This is a genomic window from Pseudomonas sp. Leaf58 (assembly GCF_003627215.1).
Classification (GTDB): domain Bacteria; phylum Pseudomonadota; class Gammaproteobacteria; order Pseudomonadales; family Pseudomonadaceae; genus Aquipseudomonas.
Map to the genome: position 1 here is coordinate 1,444,441 of NZ_CP032677.1, position 18,052 is coordinate 1,462,492.

The following is an 18,052-nucleotide window of genomic DNA, read 5'->3' on the forward strand; positions in this document are numbered from 1 at the left end:
CTAGTCCTTTGATGGGGCCAGGGGCCGGCCGCAGCCGAGCATGGTCCGGGTGTAGTTGAGCAACGGCGCCACCCGCCGGTGTGCCGACCAACGCGCAGGGTGAGGCGCATTGAGGCAGGCGAGGGCGTGCCAGGCATCGCAGGGCAAGTCGTGCTGGGCGTCGGCATAGCTCGCATAGCGCAGCAAGGCGCCGGCTACCAACTGGTCCAGGGTTAGGCGCCGGGTGCGGCGCGGCAGCGACTGGTGGTCCTGGGTAAGGCCCCAGCCGGCATAGAACGGCGTGCCATAGGTCACCACCGGCACACCGCGCAGCAACGCTTCAAAACCAGCAGTGGAACTTAACGTGTGCAGCGCGTCGACCTGGCCATACAGGCTGGCAATATCCACACCCGCCAGCACTTGATCGGCCAGCCCGGCCAACTGCGCAGGGGCAACCACGCCGCGCCGTTTGCCCGCCTCTACGTCAGGATGTGGCTTATACACCACCCAGGCCTCCGGCAACTGCGCGCGCACCTGTTGCAGCAAACGCAGGTTGCACCCCGGGCCGCCACCGCTGCACAGCGCCGAGGCATCGTCTTCAACTTGCCCCACCACCAGCACGCGCAGTTGGCCCGGGCGGCCCAACAGGTTGGGCTGGGCAGCGCTGCGCAAATTGAACTTGCTGGTGCCGCTGGCCACGATCTGCGCCCGCAACTGCGCGGCTTCAGCCAGGCAGGTGGCATCGAAGGCAGCGTGTTGCAACAGCTGCTCCAGGTCACTGTGCGATTGGGCGTCGTAATGGATGCCTGTGCGGTCCAGCACCAGCGACAGCGCCGGGCTGTTGCTGGCGCCCAGCCCCGTAGAACGCAGGAAGCCATCTTCGACCCGCCACAATGGCACACCCGCCTGGCGCGCACGCTCGGCCAGGCCGGCGGGCTCGCGCGCGGCCCACACCAGCAGGCGACCGTTCTCGGCCGCCACCTGGCGCAGCAACTGCGGCCCGTCCACGCTAAAACGCAACTGCCCCCAGCGGCTGGCAAAAAAGCGCCGAATGTTGTGCTGCTTGTGCCGCTTCACACCCAGCACCGTGGTCGGCCCGGCGAACGTGGTGTCGCGGGCCTTCTTGTTGGCGAGCTGGCGGGCCACGGTGAGGGCATCGGTCAGCTGCCCGGTCAACGGGTCGACATAGCGGCAGTAGCGCACATAGGCCGCCGCCACCAGTTGCACCAGGTCTGGGCGGGCCTGGCGCCGGGGGATGGCCATGCGGTCATCGGTCAGCCCCCAGCCGGCATAAAACGGCAACCCAAAGCAGGTTACCGGCACCCCCTGAATCAGCGCCTCCAGCCCAGCCTGGCTAGTGCCCACGTACACCCGCTGGGCACGCCGGGCCAGCGAGGCCCAGGCCACCGGCCGCGCCTCCAGCGTTACGCCACGGGCCTGCGCCGCCGCCAGCAGGCAGCTAGGCTTGTGACCGCCCAGGCAGTCTGGGTGAATGCGCACGCGCACGTCGGCGCCTGGGTTTTCTGCCAGCGCCACATCCAGCATGCGCACATAGTCGGCCTCGCACAGCCCGCCGCCCGGGATCGAATAGTCACCGGCAGTTTGGTCAACCACCAGCACCAACGGCCGCTCGCGGCCCAGCGGGTCATCCGCGGGCAGGTCCTGGGCGTTGTTGTACTTGCCAATGCCACTGCTGCGCATCAGCGCAATCAGCTGGCGGGCGCAGCCCAGCTCGTCTTCGCTGAGGGCTTCGGGCTGCTGCAGAATGTTTTCCAGCAGCGATGGCCGGTCGGCCAGGTAGTGAATACCGACCGGGTCAACCACCATGGACATCGGCGTATCGCCCTCGATGCCCAGCGACGACGAACGCAGAAAACCGTCTTCCAGGGCAATGTACGGCAGCCCCCAGCGCTGGCACAGTACCCGGGCATGGGCCGACGACTGCTTGTAGCCAATGCCGGCAATGGCCTTGAGCCCCTTGGGCGCCTTGCGGCCGCGCCGCCACAGCCAAAACGGCGGGCCCTCGGGGCCGAGGAACTGCGGCAGGTGCTGCACCTTCCAGGCCACCCATTGGGACATGATGCCCACCCAGCCCACGCCGCCCACCAGGGTTTGCGGGGGGACGAACGCCTGGGGCAGGGCGGGCAGGGCACCGGCTTTACCGGTGTTCGCAGGCAAGCCCGCGGCTACAGGGGGCATCACACCGCCCGCCACATGTTGCGCACCGGCGGGAACGGCACCCAGCGCTTGCGGCGCGGGGCAAAGCCATTGTGCAAATACAACTGCTGGGCCCGCTGATTACGCAGCGGCACTTCCAGTTCGACCTGGGTAAAACCCTGGCCCGCCGCATGCGCGCAGCACGCCTGTACCAGCGCCGAGCCCACGCCCTGCTGGCGCGCAGCCTTGCTTACCCGCAACCCATACAGCAAAAACGGGTAGCGCCATTCGCGCAGCTCGCTGAGGCAAAAGCCAGCAAACCGCAGCCAGCCGCACAGCAGGCCAAACTCACGAATGAACGGCTGCCAGCGCAAGGCGAATGGCCCGCGCCGGCCATGCTTGAACGCAGCAAAGCCCAGCGCCTGCTCACCGTCGAAGGCCAGCAGCACACGGTCCCAGTGAATGCCTGCACCCAGCAGGCGCTGGCGGCAGGCAGTATTGCCAATCAAAAAAGCCAACGACCCCCGCCCCTCGGCCAGTAAGCGGGCCAGGGCAGGGTCTGCGGCGCGCTCTGGCGCCAGGTCCGATCCCAGCACGATACGTACCACGGTGTCAGGCTACCCCGGCAGCAGCACTGGGCGCATGCTGGCCCGTGGCGGGCGCCTGGGCATGGGCCAGCAACGTGCTGGACAAATGCTGCACGGCCAACGCGCTGGCCCGGCTGCCGGGCTGGCGGCGGTTGGACCAGATCAAGTAATCGGTGTCCCCCGCTGGCGCGCCAATGGCCTGGTACACCTCGGGCAAAATCGGCACATGGTCGCCAAAGAAGCACAGCAGCGCCTCGTGCGGCTGGGCCATCAGCGTTTCGCGCAGCATACCCAGCATGCGGTCGGCATTGCCGATGTGGCGCAGGTAAGGCGCCAAGTCTTGCATGCCCGGTTGCAAAGGGCGGTTGAACCAGGCAGGCAGCTCGTGATCGGCCACGCTTTCCAGGTGCAGCGGGCCGTGGTTTTCCATGGTGACCGCGTGGATGAACAGCGGCTGGGTACGGCCCGGTGCCTGCAGCAGGGCGCGGATTTTTTCGGCGACGGCGCAGTCACCAATGAACGGCCCGGCCTTTTGCGAAGCGTTGAACGCGCGCACGTCGATGAACTCATCGAAGCCCAGTGCCGGCAGCACCTTGTTGCGCCCATAAAAACTGCCGTCGTACGGGTGAATGCAAATGGTGCGGTAACCCTGCGCCTTCAGCCGCGCGGCGATGCTCGGCAGGCCTTGGCGGGCCAGTACCCGATACGGGTTGAAACGGTGCACGCCAAGCCGGTCAGCCGGGATGCCAGTGAGGTAGGCAAACTCGGTACGCACCGTGTTTGCCCCCCACGCCGCGACCTGCAGCTTGCCGCGGGCCAGGGCCTGGCTGGCCAGCAGGTCGTACTGGTCGAGCACCTGCGGGCGCACGCCGGGCCACAAGCCGCGCACATCGAAAAACGATTCGCTCTGGATAGACACCAGGTCCGGCTGCGGCCCGGTCGGGTTCGCGGTGCAAGCCCGCTCCCACAGGTTTGCCTCGGTGCCTGCAGAGGCCTGTGTGGGAGCGGGCTTGTCCCGCGAAGAGGCCGGCACAGGCACGCCAGCAAACGGCGAGCCCAACCCCGCCCGGTCCACCGGCGCCCGCGCCGCCCAGAAGTACCGCCACAGGCTGGCCGCCAACCCCCAGCCACGCACATCCTGTTCGGCATCAAAGCTCGGCTGCACCCGGCGATGCCCCACACGCAACAGCACCAAGCCCAGCGCCAACGGCAGCAGCGCCGCAAAGCGGGGGCCCGGCACCTCGAAGCTCAGCCCCGCCCACAGGTAAACCAGAAACGCCACCGCCAGCAGGGCCGCCTTGCCAAAGCCGAAAAACGGCAGGTACAAGCGCGGAAACTTCACCGCATCGCTGAAATACTCGAAGTCTGCGCACACGAACGGCTCACGCAGCGAGTGGTACTTGGCGTTGCTGACCAGCACGATCAGCAGCCACAGCAACAGCAGGTTGACACCACTGAACAACGGCCGCGCCGTCAGCGCATACAACAGCCCAAGGCCCACACACCACAGCCCCGCATGCAGCAGCCAGCAGTCGGCCGGGCGGCGCAGGGCAGGGCGAGGGATCAGCAGGCGCTCAACGCCTACGGTCAGCGCCAGGCCGATCAGTGCAACCGGCAATAAAGAAACATCAATCACTGTACTTCAACCCACGCAGGATCATCGAAGAAAGCCACTGCGGGATAAGCCCCAGCAGCCAAGTGCCCAGGTTGAGCGGGAACGGAAAACTAATACGCGCCTGGTTCGCTGCCAGCCCGCGTTTAATACGCCTAGCCGCTTTTTCGGCGGTCCACAGAAAAGGTTTAGGCCCAGGCATTTCGAAACACATCTTCGACTCCACATACCCCGGCACAATCACATTCACCTTCACCCCTTCTGGCGCCAGCCAGTCGCGGATCGCCTCACCATACACGCGGATCGCCGCCTTGCTGGCGCTGTAGGTAGGCGTGACCGGCAAACCGCGCCAGCCCGCCAGCGAGCTGAACAGCGCGATTTGCCCATGGCCACGGCTGCGCATGGCCGGCAGTGCGGCCTCGACGGTGGCCAGCGCGGCCATCACGTTCACTTCCAGCAGTGCGCGGCTGTCGTCCCAGTTTTCTGCCTCGCCATTGGCGCCCACGGCCGTATTCAGCCCGGCCCCCACCAGCACCAAGTCGGGCTGATGCGCCTCGCTGACGCGCCGCACCATGGCCCGCAGGGCGTCCAGGTCGCGTACATCGAGGGCTTCCAGCAGCACTTGGGCCCCCAGGGCGCGGCACTGCTCGGCCATTTCGTCCAGGCGGTCTTGGCGCCGGCCTTGCAGGATCAGCGTGACACCCGGCGCGGCGTAGACAGGCGCCAGGGCGCCGCCGATACCGCCGGTGGCGCCGGTGATGAGGATGCAGCGGGGGGAAGCGAGCGAGCTCATAGGTACTTTTCGATTCTTGAGGTTTTCGCCATCAGTACTTCCAGGCAGTTGGCCACGGCCATGTCCATGCCGCAGGCCGTATAGAAGCCGCCATTCACTTGCGTGGTGTGGATAACCGTATTGCGAAAACGTTGGAACAAGGTGTTGTCGGGTGCCTCGGGCTGCTGCCAGAAGTCGTTCAGCCCGCCCTGGTGCGTAAGCCCCGGCATGGCATAGATCGGCTCGGCCAGTGTGCAGGTTGGGCGGTGGTGCAGCAATGCCGAAGCGCCGGCGGTGCTGTTGACGGTGATCATGCCAGTGATATGCGACAGCAAGGTGGGCATGTGCCCGCTTTCCATGAAATCGACGCGCTCGGCCACATCGTACTTTTGCGCCAATTGCTCGGTCACCTTGCGGTAGTTGACCAGCCCCGGCGTCAGCGGGTGGTTTTTCACCAGCAGCCGCGCATCGAACGGCGCATTGAGCGAGAACGAGTCGATGACATGCTCGATCACCTGGGTCATGTTCTGGAACGGCGAGTGGTCGCGGATTTGCGCGTCGCTGTCCAGCTGCAGTGGCAGCAGGAACGTGGGGTGGCGCTCGCGGGCGACTTCTGCTACCAGCGCGTCGTCATGCACCCGCGCGCGCAACAAGCGCATGCCCTGGCGGATGAACCCGGCGTACTCCTTGGCCGCATTGAACGGCGCATGGGTGCGGTACCGCGGAAAGCACAGCCGGTTAAGCGCGCCACCGGCGTGGTACAGCACGTCGTGGGTGGCGCGGGCCATGAACGACAGCTTGAACGGGTTGCCATTTTGGTAGCGCGGTATGTGTTTGCCCACGTCGCGGTACCACTGCGGGTCACGCGGCAGGCGCGAGTTGTTGTTCACCCCATCGCGCTCCAGCGTGACCCAGTACGGCCGGAAATAACCTTCCTCAAACACATGCACGCGAATACCCGACAGCCGCGCCAAGGCCACCGCTGGGCGGTGCACCGGGCGGCAGTCACCAAACAGCACCAGGTCGGTGATGTTCAGCTGGCCGAACACCTGGGCATACCAGGCGTCCAGGTCTTCTGGGCGGTGCGGGCAGGTCAGCCGTGCGCCAGCAGGGCCATACAGTGCGTCACCGACGTTGAAGCGCACGCTGTGCACCTGCTGGCCGATATCACGCAAGCCCTTGGCCAGGCGGCTGAAGAAGGGCGAGCTAACGCCCTGCAGAAACAAAAAATGGTGGGTGGGGATACGCAGCAGTGGACCACGCGTCGCCCTCGCATTCAGTTGGTCGGGCGCTTCATGCCCAACAAACTGCTCAAGCGTCGTTTCAAGTCCTGCCATCGGGAGGGGGCTCCAGGCTGCGGTAAGGCGTGCCAATTTTGTAGTTCGTATAAGGTTTGTTCTGCGGTGGTAAACCGGTTGGTCACCAGGCTTACGTAGGTGGGGTACAGCAGCAGCGTCCCCGCCACCAGCTGGTCCAGCGTCAGGTGCCGGCTGCGCCGCGCCTGCACATGCGGTTGCAGGTCCAGGTCGCGTGTCAGCCCCCAGCCGGCGTAGAACGGCTGGCCATAGGTGGTCACCGGTACCCCGCGCAGTAAGGCTTCGAAGCCCGACTGCGAAGTCAGCACATGCAATTCGTCGACCACTTCCAGCAACTGCTGCAGTGGCGTATCGCCAATCACTTCGTCGCACCAGTGCACGGTTTGCGCTTCGTCATCACCGCGGGCACGGGTGCCGGCCAGCACCTCGGGGTGCGGCTTGTACAAAATCCACGCACCGGGGTTTTGCTCACGCACGGCGCGCAGCAGTTGCAGGTTGCTGCGGATACGGTTGCCGCCAAAGCGGATTGACGCGTCGCCCTCGACCTGGCCGGGCACCAGAATTACCCGCTGCACGTGCGCCGGGCGGTGCCAACTGGCCCCAGGCAAGTTGTATTTGGTTAGCCCCGCCGCGCAAATGGCCAGGCGCAAGGCGTGCGCGCGGGCCAGCAGCTGCGGGTCGAACGCTTCGTCGGCCAGAATGCGTTCTAGGCGCGAAGGGCGGGTGGCGTCGTAGTAGATGCCCAGGTCATCGACCACCCACGACAACGGGCGCGCCTTGCCCGCACCCAGGCCCACGGAACGTAAAAAGCCGTCTTCTACCCGGTTGACCGGCAAGGGGTGGGTGCTGAGGTCGGTGTCGTGTTTGCAGCCCCAGGACACCACTGGCAGGTCTTGCTTGAGTGGTTGTTCTGGCTTGACGAAGCGGATGGAGGCGCCATCGAAAAACATCTCAACCAAGGGTTCTTTCCAGCGGCTGAAACCTAGCATCTGCACCGCGTTGGGCAGAGCGCTGCGGTGCCGCCGTTGCAGGCCCAGCCATTTGATCAGCACTTCCGGGGTGCACGGCTCGCTGCGCTCGGGGCAAACATAGCGCGGGTAACCCACCAGGCAGGCATGGATTAGTTGCGTCAATGGCACCGGTTTACGGCGCGAAGGTGCCGGCAAGCGGTCCTCGGTGAGGCCCCAGCCTGCGTAGAACGGCATGCCCCAGGTGTGCACCGGCACGCCCCACAGCAAGGCATCGAAGCCCAGCTGCGATGTCATTACGAACACAGCACGCATGCGCGGTAGCAGATCGGCTGGGTGGATGTTGCGTGCCAGCACCCGTACCCGAGGGTTGCTAGCTAATGCCGCCAGATCGAAATGCCCAGTCTTATGCCCAGCAACTACATCCGGGTGTACCTTCAGTACGATGGAGCTGTGCGGATAGCGAGCCAATGCAGCATCAAGCATCGCCTGGAAGCCATCTGCACTCGCCCCCTGTAGCGAGGCATCGCCACATGTTTGGTCGGCTACAAGCACGCAGTCCTCCGGTAGGGCTGGCACTTCAATCCGGGCGTTGTTGTATTTGGAAACCCGCTGCTGCTGCCACAGAATGCGTAAAGCCAGTGCGCGCTTGGTCTGTTTGGCGTCGAGGGGGGTGGCGATGAGCTGTTCTAGCCGTGACGGCCCTGTGGCATCGTAATAGACACCAACGTCGTCGACGACCAATGACAGGGGAGGGTCATCTGCTCCCAAGCCTACCGAACGAACAAAGCCATCCTCAAGTGTAACCACGCGTTTACCCGCCTTGGCTGCTTTAGCAATAGCTTTGAGGGCACTTGGCTTTCGCCCCCAGGCCATCACGCAATCCGCATTGGCTAAATGACGTGCAGCACCATTTTGCAGCGCGTAGTCAGGCAGCAGCGCAGGGAGTGTGCTTAGACGCTGGGCGCCTTTGGATAGGACCAATAGACGAGGGCGAGGCGGAACGTCATCCATAAACGTGGAGCGGCATCCATTCAGCAAGCGGGCTGCAATAACCAGGGGTCTTGCGAGTCCGGGTGGAAATAAAGGGGGAACCAATCTTAATACAAATTCAGTTTTCTAGGCGTGCCGTTAGGTAAAAAAACGCAAAAAGAAATTAGACAATCTGCGCATTTGCTGACGTATGGCATCAAAATGCCATCCATTCCAAGCAAACTCCTCCGAGGCCCCGTTCCACGCTTGCGTGTTAGAAGCTGACTTCTACCCATCTGTGCCCGCAACCGAGGTCTCCTATCTACGGCTCCTCCACCAGCCCCAACAAATATGAGTATTTCTCGTGCAAGACCCCCATGCGATCCCGCTCCCGGTACTCCATGACGGTTTCTGGGCGCAAGCAATGGAACAGTGCTGTGATCAGGAACACATAACGGAGGTTCTCGATCGCTTGCTCGACATCGAATTTCTTAGCAAGCGCTGTACGGTAAGCTTCGATGAACTCAGCTTGCGCTGCCAAGAAAACCCTCATGTCTTTTCGTCGGAAGAGGCTGCCCAAGTAGGCTCCGCCGTCGAATCCAATCCGGCCAATCTTTACCTCGCTCCAGTCGATCAAGTGCAACTGGCCCTTTTCGACGAAAAGGTTTTTGCGCAGGTAATCCATGTGGCTGATGCAGTGGGGGCTTCGCCGGGCTTCGGCTGCCATCTTTTTCGTCAATGGCAGAAAGGCCTTGAAGCGCTCCGCCAGGCCAGCAAACCTTTCGTCTTCGAGGCCAAGCTTTTCCAATGATGGAAGGCAGCGAGCAAAATTAAAGCGGGGGCGCAGCAGAAACCAAGGTCTATAGAAGTCCATACTCCATAGCAGAGGCGCCTTCCCCAAGGGTTGTGATTGGAGATAGCTATGGCTCAGACTTTCTAGCTCGGCAATGCCAGATGCCAGCTCCCTAGCAATGGCATGCATGTGGGGTGGTTTGCCACGCACGAACTCGGTGAAGATCAAGCTCTCCCAGGGGGTCTCGATCACCCCTAGGCAAGAGGGGTAGTTGAAGTGGGCACTACCTGCCAGCATACCTTCGGCACGATGAAAGCGCGCCTCTTGGCTGCCGATGAACGCCACTTTGCGAATGGATTTTTCCACCACCTCTACTGGGAGCCCAGTGCAGGGGTCCAGCAGACGATGGTGACGTACGTAGTTTACGAACGACGCGTTCGCTCCGAGGACCTCACTACTAATCTCTAGTGCTTTCCCATGCCATTGGGGCTTGAGCGCGCGCAGGTTGTCTTCGAGAGAGGCGGGGCGCCAGCGGTAGAGCGTTTTGCTGACGATGCGCTGGCTTGTGGGGGGGTCCGTTACATCCATGTTGGCAGTGCCATGCGTCCGATTCAGTGCTTCAAAAGGTGGATATGCTGCTGTATGAGAGGCCTGTGCACAACGAAAAGTTACAACAAGGCATTGATTTGGTAGGTCGACCTGGTCGAACTCCCTGTGGTCAAAGGGCTGCCCGGCGGCAGATTTTTGAAAAGCCTAGTGTGACAAAAGCAAGGCAGGCCATTTACCCACTCCCGCCTGCCCTGTAGCGCAGCAATATCCTCGGCTGGGCGATATGAAGAGGAGGTCCGACCTGCTATTGGTCACAAGGCACCCTTTGTTCGTGGTCCTCGGAGGCAGGTCAGACGTTCAATGCTGCCGATCCTCCCGTCCCGAACCAGGTGCCTGGTGCCTTTCCCTCTCAAGCGACGCCTCCGCCAGTCTGATTGACTACAAGACTGAGGTCCTTGCACTTTGCTTCCCGGTGCAAAAACCTTAACATTCCCCGCTTCGTAAATATTTAGCTGTCGTCAGGGACGAAAATGAATCACCTTAACATTGCCAAAGAAGCTCTAATCGCCCAGGCTCAAGCAGTTACTCAACTAGCTGACCGCCTTGATGGCGAGTTTCAGAGTGCCGTCGAACTGATCCTCGGTTGCAAGGGCCGCACCGTGGTGTGTGGTATGGGCAAATCTGGCCTCATCGGCCAGAAGATTGTCGCCACTTTTGCTTCCACGGGTACCCCTAGCTTCTTCCTACACCCAGCCGAAGCTTTCCACGGCGATCTGGGCATGCTGAAGCCGATTGATGTTCTAATCCTCATTAGCTACAGCGGTGAGACCGAAGAGCTGATCAAGCTGATCCCGAGCCTGAAGTCGTTTGGCAACAAGATCGTCGCTATGACCGGCAATGGCAAATCTACCCTAGCCAAGCACGCTGACATCTGGCTAGACATTTCGGTTGAGCGGGAGGTTTGTCCGAACAACCTAGCACCGACCACTTCCACCTTGGCCACGATGGCGATGGGTGATGCGTTAGCGGTGGCATTGATCGAAGCTATCCAGTTCAAGCCGATGGACTTCGCCCGCTACCACCCCGGTGGTAGCCTGGGTCGCAAGTTGCTGACTCGTGTTTGCGATGTAATGCACTCGCCGGCTCCTGTGGTTGCCCCGTCTACGAGCTTCCATGATTGCCTGCTGGTCATGACTCGTAGCCGCCTGGGCATGACAGTTGTGATGGAGGGCGACAAGCTTGTCGGTATCGTTACTGACGGGGATCTACGCCGCGCATTGCTGGAGGATGAGAGCATTATTCAGGCCACGGTTGAACAGTTCATGACTGCTAGCCCGCACACCATTCGAGAGGATTCACAACTTTCGGAAGCTGAAGCCTATATGCTCGACAACAAAATCCGAGCGTTAGCTGTGACCGATGCTGAAGGAGCTGTTGTTGGTGTGGTAGAAATCTTCGACTAGATCAGTGAAAAAGCCGGGTTTTTCACCCGGCTTTTTTGATGACAGCTCTCGATAGTCTGAAATCACCTAGTGCTGGTGGAGGAGTTTTGTCTGGGCTAGTGCCTGTCATATTTATCCTGGTGTACTAAATCGCTTTAATTCTCAGGGGGAAGGTGTTCGATCAGTCATCTATTTAGTTTAATTTAAATGAGCAGTAATAAAAAGCGTTCCCTTCTCTTCGCTTAGCACTGTCCCCGTAAGTGAAATAAAATTTTGGGATATTTGTTGGATGCCGATATTGAAAATTGGATATCCATCACCCTTCCAGTGGGATGAGATCTGGATATCTTTCACTGTTGGTATGCGCCAAAGTTTGTGCTCAAGTTTCGCTTCGTCTATTTTTCCAGACTTCGCTACATCTATAGAAATTGATGCTTTGGTTCTATTATAAAGCCTCTTCTTTTCGGATAGGATTTCTATTGCCCACGAGCTGATATTGTCTAGTGCAATAAAATTTTTGTTAGTGATGACGGCGCTCGACGAGCTGGCCTTTGCTATGCCCTCCAAAGCTATTTGATTTTTCTTTACCTCAATGAGGCCGCTGAGAACATTGCCGCGCATGTTCTTTCCGAGATTTATAATTCCGCGAGCACAATTATTTAAATAGATCCTATCTATTTGCCAATCCCTGGCCCCCGCTTCGATGATCACCGCTGCGCTTGTGGTGTTGTCGCTGTCTTGTAAATTCCGTAAATCTACGCTGCTGTAGTGGCCGCCAATGTTATTTTTACCGATTCTCAAGCCGTTACCGATTACAAATTTGTTGTCGACACAGTCGATTCTAGCAATAAATATACCGGCGTCATCATAAATAAAGTCACCCGTTCCTTTTGGCGTGTTACTGGTTCTTCGGGTGGAGACGTGAAGGATGGAAATTTTTGATTTGTTTCGATCGGATTTAGGGTCAAGCCGAACTTCGAGGTATGGCTTTGTTTGGTTGTTATGGGCGAAGTTGTTTTGCTGTAGTAGCAGGCTAGAAATCGTGCCATACGCAGAGCCCTCTATTAATACGCCTCCCCATGAGGATGACGTGATTATGCAGTCAGCATGGAATCTAGTATTTTTTGCGATGTATAAAGATCTTCCGTATATGGCTCCATTTAAATTGGCATAAGATATTTTGCATGGAGAGTGAATGCGGACAGAATGTATTTCTTCGTTTGGAAATAAAAGTGAAGTGCGATTGGGTGGTGGTGGGGTTGCGCGTGAAGTCCAGCCGCAATAGTTCGTAGTTAGATTCCATATCGGAATATCCGCTGGGCCATCAAAGACAAAAGATTCATATAAAGTGTCTGAAATATTTATGTTTTTTATGTCGTAAGGTGCAGCGAGAGATAAGGGGCTGCCTTGGAGTGGGGCGCTGGTGTCTTGTGTGTTTCGGAATGACCTAACAAGGTTTTTATTAAACGCTATTCTGATGCCAACACCATTAATGTTGTGCACCTGTAGCCAGCCAATTTGAAATCTGTGTGAATGTATCTTGAGGCCGTAGGCTAGATCTTTTTCAGATGATGGTAGCGTACTTTGATTTTTGGCATTGCCGTCAATGATAATGCCATCGATTCCGCCGTCAAGCGTATAGTTACTGTCAGTCCCAGCTTTCCATTGGTCCCAATCTTCAAAGGAGTCACTCTCTATGACGCTGCAGTTAGCATTGTCCATTAGGCTGATAGTGCACTGACCTTGGAGGCCTTTGAGAAAGGCGCCGCCTTTCCATACAAGCGGCTCAGACAGAACTATATGTAAATCCTGTAAGTCAATTACGCTAGGCCGCTGTTTGGCTTTATTTAACTCATCTTGCAGTGTCGCCCAATCAATAGAGTGTTCTAATGATTCTATAAATGGGAAATATTTTTTTGCTTCCTGTAAGCTTGAGTATCTCTCGGAAAGAGCATGATATCGGCCGTCGCCTATTATGCCAATGTCGCTGGCTGTCTTGGTCTGGCCTCCTACCCAGGTAGGAAAGGTGTTTGGCGGGTTTTTTTTTGTGTCCGCAAGCAAGGTTGACGCACTTACTAGCCCGCTGCTAGTGGCCGCAACCCCTAAAATTGTAGAGCCGAGGAATTTTCTACGTTCAAAAAATAAAGGCATACTCACATATCTCTGAAAAGGTCTAAGTGAGTATGTTGGATTTTCTAAAATGAAAATAGTTCAGGGCTGCAAGAAAGGTGGCAGCTTGTATTCGCTGCCACACTACGTTTATTGCGCCATCTTGTTCATTAGGCTCATATATCCCTCCGCAGTGGTGACTTTGGACATTTTGTTTTGGGCAAACAAAATGGCGTCAGCTACTTCCCGAAAAGCTCCCGTGCCACCAGCGCTCGTCAATGTGTGCGTTGCAGCAGCTTTCACATAATGGGGAGCATCCGCGACCGCAAATGACAGTCGACACGCCGCGAAAGCTGGTAAATCGATGCAGTCATCCCCGATGCAGGCGGTTTGCTCAGATGTCACGCCGGCCTCAGCGATCAATTGATTGCAGGCCGCCAGCTTATCTTTCACACCTAATTGAAAGAGCGAAATACCAAGATCAGAAATCCGCTTACGTAAAGTTGCAGAATCTCGTCCAGACAAGACCGCAACTCTTACGCCGTTTTCCTCGAGGAGACGCATACCCATACCATCTCGGACATGAAAGCGCTTCAGGCATTCTCCGGTAGAATCGTAGTAAATTCCGCCATCTGTTAACACGCCATCTACATCGGTGATCACGAGTCGGATATCTGCCAGAGCAGGTTTTACTGCAGGGGATTTGCCTTGGATTAGAGCACGCACCTGCTCTAGGCATTCAGGCGTATCCACTCCTGGGCCGGTTGGCTCGACTCGATAAGCGCGAATACAGTATCCCGCAGAAAGCAAGCGCAATTGCTCCAGCTTCTCCGCGTGCTCCATCATTGGCTGTTGCAGAGTTGCGTACTCAGCCAATACTTCGCGACGGTACGCATAAACGCCAACATGCTTCAGGAAAGTCGCTGCATTACTGTCACGAGGGTAGGGCACTGGCGAGCGACTGAAGTATAACGCATTGCCATTATTGCCTAGAACTACCTTGACAGTATTGGGGTTCATCGCTTCGCTCGCGTCAATAGAATGGCAGAGTGTGCCAATGCTGACGCTAGTATCGATGAGCATCCCTGCAGCCAGTGCTTCGATATCAGCTGGTCGGACAAGTGGCTCATCACCTTGAACATTGATGTAGATATCTGCATCAATTTGAGTCATGACTTCTGCAAGACGGTCAGTACCAGATGGATGATCTGGTGAAGTAATTATGCACTCACCGCCAAAACTATGAACGGCATCAGCAACGCGTTGATCGTCAGTAGCAACGACGACGATATGCGTATTGGCCACCTGCCGTGCACGCTCATAGACATGCTGAACCATTGGTTTGCCAGCGATATCCGCCAAAGGTTTTCCCGGTAGGCGGGTAGAGTTGTAGCGTGCTGGAATAACAATTGCAACCCGTTGCGAAGAACTTGCCATGTTCACAATCCTTGCGTTCAGACCTTTCTTACGAAATTTTCAAAGCAGGAAAGGACTTAACCAGATCGTCTAGAGATTTGATCTGAGTCAAAAATGGTTCAAGTTTGTCGAGTGGGAGTGCACTGGGTCCATCACATTTAGCTTCATTCGGATTAGGGTGGGCTTCGAGGAAAAGACCTGCAAGGCCGACAGCCATACCTGCGCGTGCAAGGTCAACAACTTGCTCACGACGGCCGCCCGACGCGGCACCGGAGGGGTCACGATTCTGAAGTGCATGGGTAACATCGAAGATGATCGGTAAATCTTCGCAGGTACGCTTCATAACCCCGAAGCCAAGCATATCCACAACCAAGTTGTCGTAGCCCATGCAGGAGCCACGATCACACAGAATCAGCTGGTCATTCCCTGCTTCTTTGAACTTGTGAACAATATTTTGCATTTGTGAAGGGCTCAGGAACTGAGGCTTCTTAATGTTCACAGGCTTGTTAGTTTTAGCAAGCGCTACTACAAGATCAGTCTGTCGCGCGAGGAAGGCTGGAAGTTGCAATACATCTACAACCTCTGCGACGGGCGCAGCTTGGTAGATTTCATGAACATCAGTAATGATAGGAACGCCGAACTCAGCTTTTACTTTTTCAAATATACGCAGCCCTTCCTCCATGCCTGGCCCTCGATAGGAATGGATAGAGGAGCGATTTGCCTTGTCAAAGCTGGCTTTGAAAACGTATGGTATACCAAGTTTATTTGTGACTCGCACGTATTCAGCACATGCTTTAAGCGCCAAGTCTTCAGACTCTAGTACGTTAACCCCGCCGAACAATACAAACGGCGCATCATTGGAGACAGAGATGGAGTTGCTGATCTTGATCATGTATTTATTCACTTGTGGCAAACAATTTCTGGGTGTATGAGAGGTGATTTTGGAATGCATTTACGTCGGGAGAAAGCTGTGCGGCTACTTGCGCGTGCTTAATCGCTCTTCGAGGATCGTTCAGATCAGTCCATAGGCGGCTGGCCTGAACATGCGTCCACGGTGAGTCTGGTTCAATGCTAAAAGTCTCTTCGAGATTTGCAATCGCCCCGTCATAATCTTGAGTATTTCGCAAGATGTTAGTGTAGTTGTTCCTGAAACTGACGTTGCTTGGGTCGCCAAGTACTGAAGATTTGGCGTGGTCAAGTGCGGCATCAAAATCTTTCAATACACTGTAGGTTGCACTAATTTGAAAATTCAAATTTGGGTGGTCAGGTTGAATTTCGTGCGCCAGTAGCAGTGTTTCAAGGGCCGCTTCAGTTTTGCCGATTTTTCGTTGAATATCACCGAGATTAACCAAGTAGGTTATGTTCGACGGATTCAATGATACCGCCTTTCTCGCTAGGTCCAACGCGTCGTCTAGCTTGCTCGCACGAGCTAACTTTTTGCTAGTGATGAAATTGTCTTTTGCCCTGCCCGGTTCTGGGGTGCAGCTTTCACTTCTATCTTTAAGCAAGTCTTGAAGATGGAAGCTTGAGTGCCAAAGCGTATTTACCACCTTGTATAGCTCAGATGTTTTGTCTGAGATAGTAAAGTTTTCACTATTGAAAAAGCTCAACGCTAAATCAAGGATAAAATACAGTACGGCTTTATTGTCGGTGCTGTTGTGTCCGCCTGGCGTCGAGTAGAGCCAAGTTAAAATGTTGGCGCTGGTAGATAGGCCGTAATTGGCGTCATGGCCCACTTGTGTGCAAAAAGGTAAGAAATGATCAGAGCAGTCATCATGAGATAAGGCATTCTGAATTACAAAGTACTTAGAAGTATTGTTATTCATCACGGCTTCACCTGCAAAGTTCCGCAGGAATTTATCGTGGCCTGTCAGGTCAATCTCAGTATGCTCTGTGAAGCTTGGCGCTGAACCCCATTTACATAGCTGTGTTTGGGGGTTAATTGAAATGGCAAAGCTGTTCGGGAGCCGAGCTGCCAACTGTAGAGCAGCATAACCGCCTCCGGAGCTGCCATAGAAAACAACCTTGGCGGCAGAAATCTTTTTCTGAACAGATTTTACAATATTTAATGTGGACTCAAGGTAGTCTTCATCAGTGGTGCCATAGTACCAGCCAAGGTTCAATGTATCATATTTATAAAGCATTGGGTCTTCAATGAAAAGCGTACTTCCATTGAATAGTTGATGCCAGGACCATCTGCCAAATCGAGGGATAGCTGCAAAGCTATTCAAGTCTTCGCCGCGGGAACCGTTGAGGAAGACATACAGGTATTCAGTATCGGATTTCTCATGGAAGAGGCAATCGAATCGAGCCTCATTCTGCCAGATTCTGAACCTCCCGTTGTTGAGATTCGACTTATCAAACTCCTTGAGCGTGTCATATATCAGCTCTTCGGATTTAATAATTTTTTTGTCTGCAGGTTTGAATATTTCGTTTCTCTCGAGGTGAGAAAAAATATTCGCAAGATTGTTCGCGCTACATTCGCCGATGTCTGTGAATCGCAGCTTGTTATCTTTCAGCATTGATGAGTCTCGCCTTTCATAAGCAGGGATACAGACGCAAGATCATTTGTAAATAGATAGGTAGGGCTGGTTTTTATTGCATTCGGGCTAATCGGCTCGTCCGCAGGCTGTAGTTTGAGCTCGTATGTGTTAGAGTCCAGATAGACTCTGTAACGTAACGGAAATCGATCGCCCAGTACCTTTTCAATTTCTTGGGTGCCGGTATACGACTCTAACACAATGGTTCGCAGGCTCCGTCGGCTCAGAAGTTTTTGCGCGCCTACCAAAACCGCTGTTTCGAGACCCTCAACGTCAATTTTTATAAAATTAACGTCGCGGTCCGAGAAGAAGTAATCAAGAGGTAGTACCTTGCTTCTTTGTTTGCTTGGCTGATCGCCGAAAACCTGAGGAAAAAGCTCGAGCATTTCGGTTGAATATGTCGAGCCTTGGTTGTGGCTCGAAGAGATAATTATCTCCGCGTGAGCGCGTGCCGAAGAAAGACCAAAGTTGTGAGCAATAATTTTCTCTGTCTGTAGTTGAGAAAGTCGGGTAAATAGCTCTTTCACTGGTTCAAAGCAGTGGACTTTAGTCGCCCCCGCAGCAAGCATTTGAAGTGCGGAAAAGCCTATGTTTGCACCCGCGTCGACGATGAAGTCTCCGGGTTTTACGAAATGCTGGAAAAGAAGTTTATCAATGTCGGCTTGCGGGTATCTGATGCCAGCAGCACAGTTGGCGGCGTATTGCCGCTCGTGCTTGTTGGTTAGATGAAGTATTAGTTGAACTTCGCCGATTGTTATTGTGTATTCACCCTCGGTTTTGATCAGGGGTAGTAGTTGTTCTGTTTGATCATTTGGCATCTATCTAGGCCTTGTTTAATTG

The 18,052-nt window shown here is 56.2% G+C and carries 13 protein-coding genes; 1 reads left to right on the top strand and 12 read right to left on the bottom strand.

Annotation, left to right across the window (positions count from 1 at the left end; genetic code table 11):
- The 7 genes from DV532_RS06700 to DV532_RS06730 all read right to left on the bottom strand — a co-directional run bounded on the left by DV532_RS06700 (position 1) and on the right by DV532_RS06730 (position 9,744).
- Complete coding sequence (locus tag DV532_RS06700) at positions 1 to 2,058, bottom strand: capsular polysaccharide biosynthesis protein (protein WP_306109956.1); 2,058 nt, start codon at positions 2,056 to 2,058, stop codon at positions 1 to 3.
- Positions 2,059 to 2,177: 119 nt separating this feature from the next.
- Positions 2,178 to 2,744, bottom strand: a complete 567-nt coding sequence (locus DV532_RS06705) for an N-acetyltransferase (RefSeq protein ID WP_056807291.1) — start codon at positions 2,742 to 2,744, stop codon at positions 2,178 to 2,180.
- Positions 2,745 to 2,748: 4 nt separating this feature from the next.
- Positions 2,749 to 4,359 (bottom strand): LTA synthase family protein, encoded by a 1,611-nt coding sequence (locus tag DV532_RS06710; RefSeq protein WP_056807288.1) that lies wholly within the window; start codon positions 4,357 to 4,359, stop codon positions 2,749 to 2,751.
- A complete protein-coding gene (locus DV532_RS06715) occupies positions 4,352 to 5,128 on the bottom strand; it encodes an SDR family oxidoreductase (protein WP_056807285.1) in 777 nt (258 codons plus the stop codon). The genes DV532_RS06710 and DV532_RS06715 overlap by 8 nt, the downstream gene beginning before the upstream one ends.
- The gene (locus DV532_RS06720; protein WP_056807282.1) at positions 5,125 to 6,444 is read right to left on the bottom strand and encodes a capsule biosynthesis protein; all 1,320 of its coding nucleotides are present in this window, start codon (positions 6,442 to 6,444) and stop codon (positions 5,125 to 5,127) included. Before DV532_RS06720 ends, DV532_RS06715 begins: the two co-directional genes overlap by 4 nt.
- Positions 6,384 to 8,405 carry a capsular polysaccharide biosynthesis protein gene (locus DV532_RS06725; RefSeq protein ID WP_056807278.1) on the bottom strand — a complete coding sequence of 674 codons (2,022 nt, stop codon included), beginning with the start codon at positions 8,403 to 8,405 and terminating at the stop codon, positions 6,384 to 6,386. Before DV532_RS06725 ends, DV532_RS06720 begins: the two co-directional genes overlap by 61 nt.
- A gap of 280 nt (positions 8,406 to 8,685) precedes the next feature.
- Positions 8,686 to 9,744: a phosphotransferase gene (locus DV532_RS06730; protein ID WP_177339559.1), complete on the bottom strand. Its 1,059-nt coding sequence runs from the start codon at positions 9,742 to 9,744 to the stop codon at positions 8,686 to 8,688.
- Between the two features lie 491 nt (positions 9,745 to 10,235).
- Here DV532_RS06730 and DV532_RS06735 point away from each other — a divergent pair, with 491 nt between their 5' ends.
- Positions 10,236 to 11,168 carry an SIS domain-containing protein gene (locus DV532_RS06735; protein ID WP_056807274.1) on the top strand — a complete coding sequence of 311 codons (933 nt, stop codon included), beginning with the start codon at positions 10,236 to 10,238 and terminating at the stop codon, positions 11,166 to 11,168.
- Between the two features lie 177 nt (positions 11,169 to 11,345).
- On the opposite strand, the gene DV532_RS30185 is transcribed toward DV532_RS06735, so the two are convergent.
- From DV532_RS30185 to DV532_RS06760, 5 genes are all read right to left on the bottom strand, one after another.
- A complete protein-coding gene (locus tag DV532_RS30185) occupies positions 11,346 to 13,298 on the bottom strand; it encodes a hypothetical protein (protein WP_156676021.1) in 1,953 nt (650 codons plus the stop codon).
- A 108-nt stretch (positions 13,299 to 13,406) separates the two neighbouring features.
- Entirely contained in the window at positions 13,407 to 14,693 is a 1,287-nt protein-coding gene (gene kdsB / locus DV532_RS06745; protein WP_082477200.1) for a 3-deoxy-manno-octulosonate cytidylyltransferase, read from the bottom strand.
- A 28-nt stretch (positions 14,694 to 14,721) separates the two neighbouring features.
- Positions 14,722 to 15,564 (bottom strand): 3-deoxy-8-phosphooctulonate synthase, encoded by an 843-nt coding sequence (kdsA, locus tag DV532_RS06750; RefSeq protein WP_056807270.1) that lies wholly within the window; start codon positions 15,562 to 15,564, stop codon positions 14,722 to 14,724.
- 4 nt (positions 15,565 to 15,568) lie between these two features.
- Positions 15,569 to 17,194: a hypothetical protein gene (locus DV532_RS06755; RefSeq protein WP_056807267.1), complete on the bottom strand. Its 1,626-nt coding sequence runs from the start codon at positions 17,192 to 17,194 to the stop codon at positions 15,569 to 15,571.
- A complete protein-coding gene (locus DV532_RS06760) occupies positions 17,188 to 18,030 on the bottom strand; it encodes an FkbM family methyltransferase (RefSeq protein ID WP_056807264.1) in 843 nt (280 codons plus the stop codon). Before DV532_RS06760 ends, DV532_RS06755 begins: the two co-directional genes overlap by 7 nt.
- Between the last annotated feature and the right edge of the window lie 22 nt (positions 18,031 to 18,052).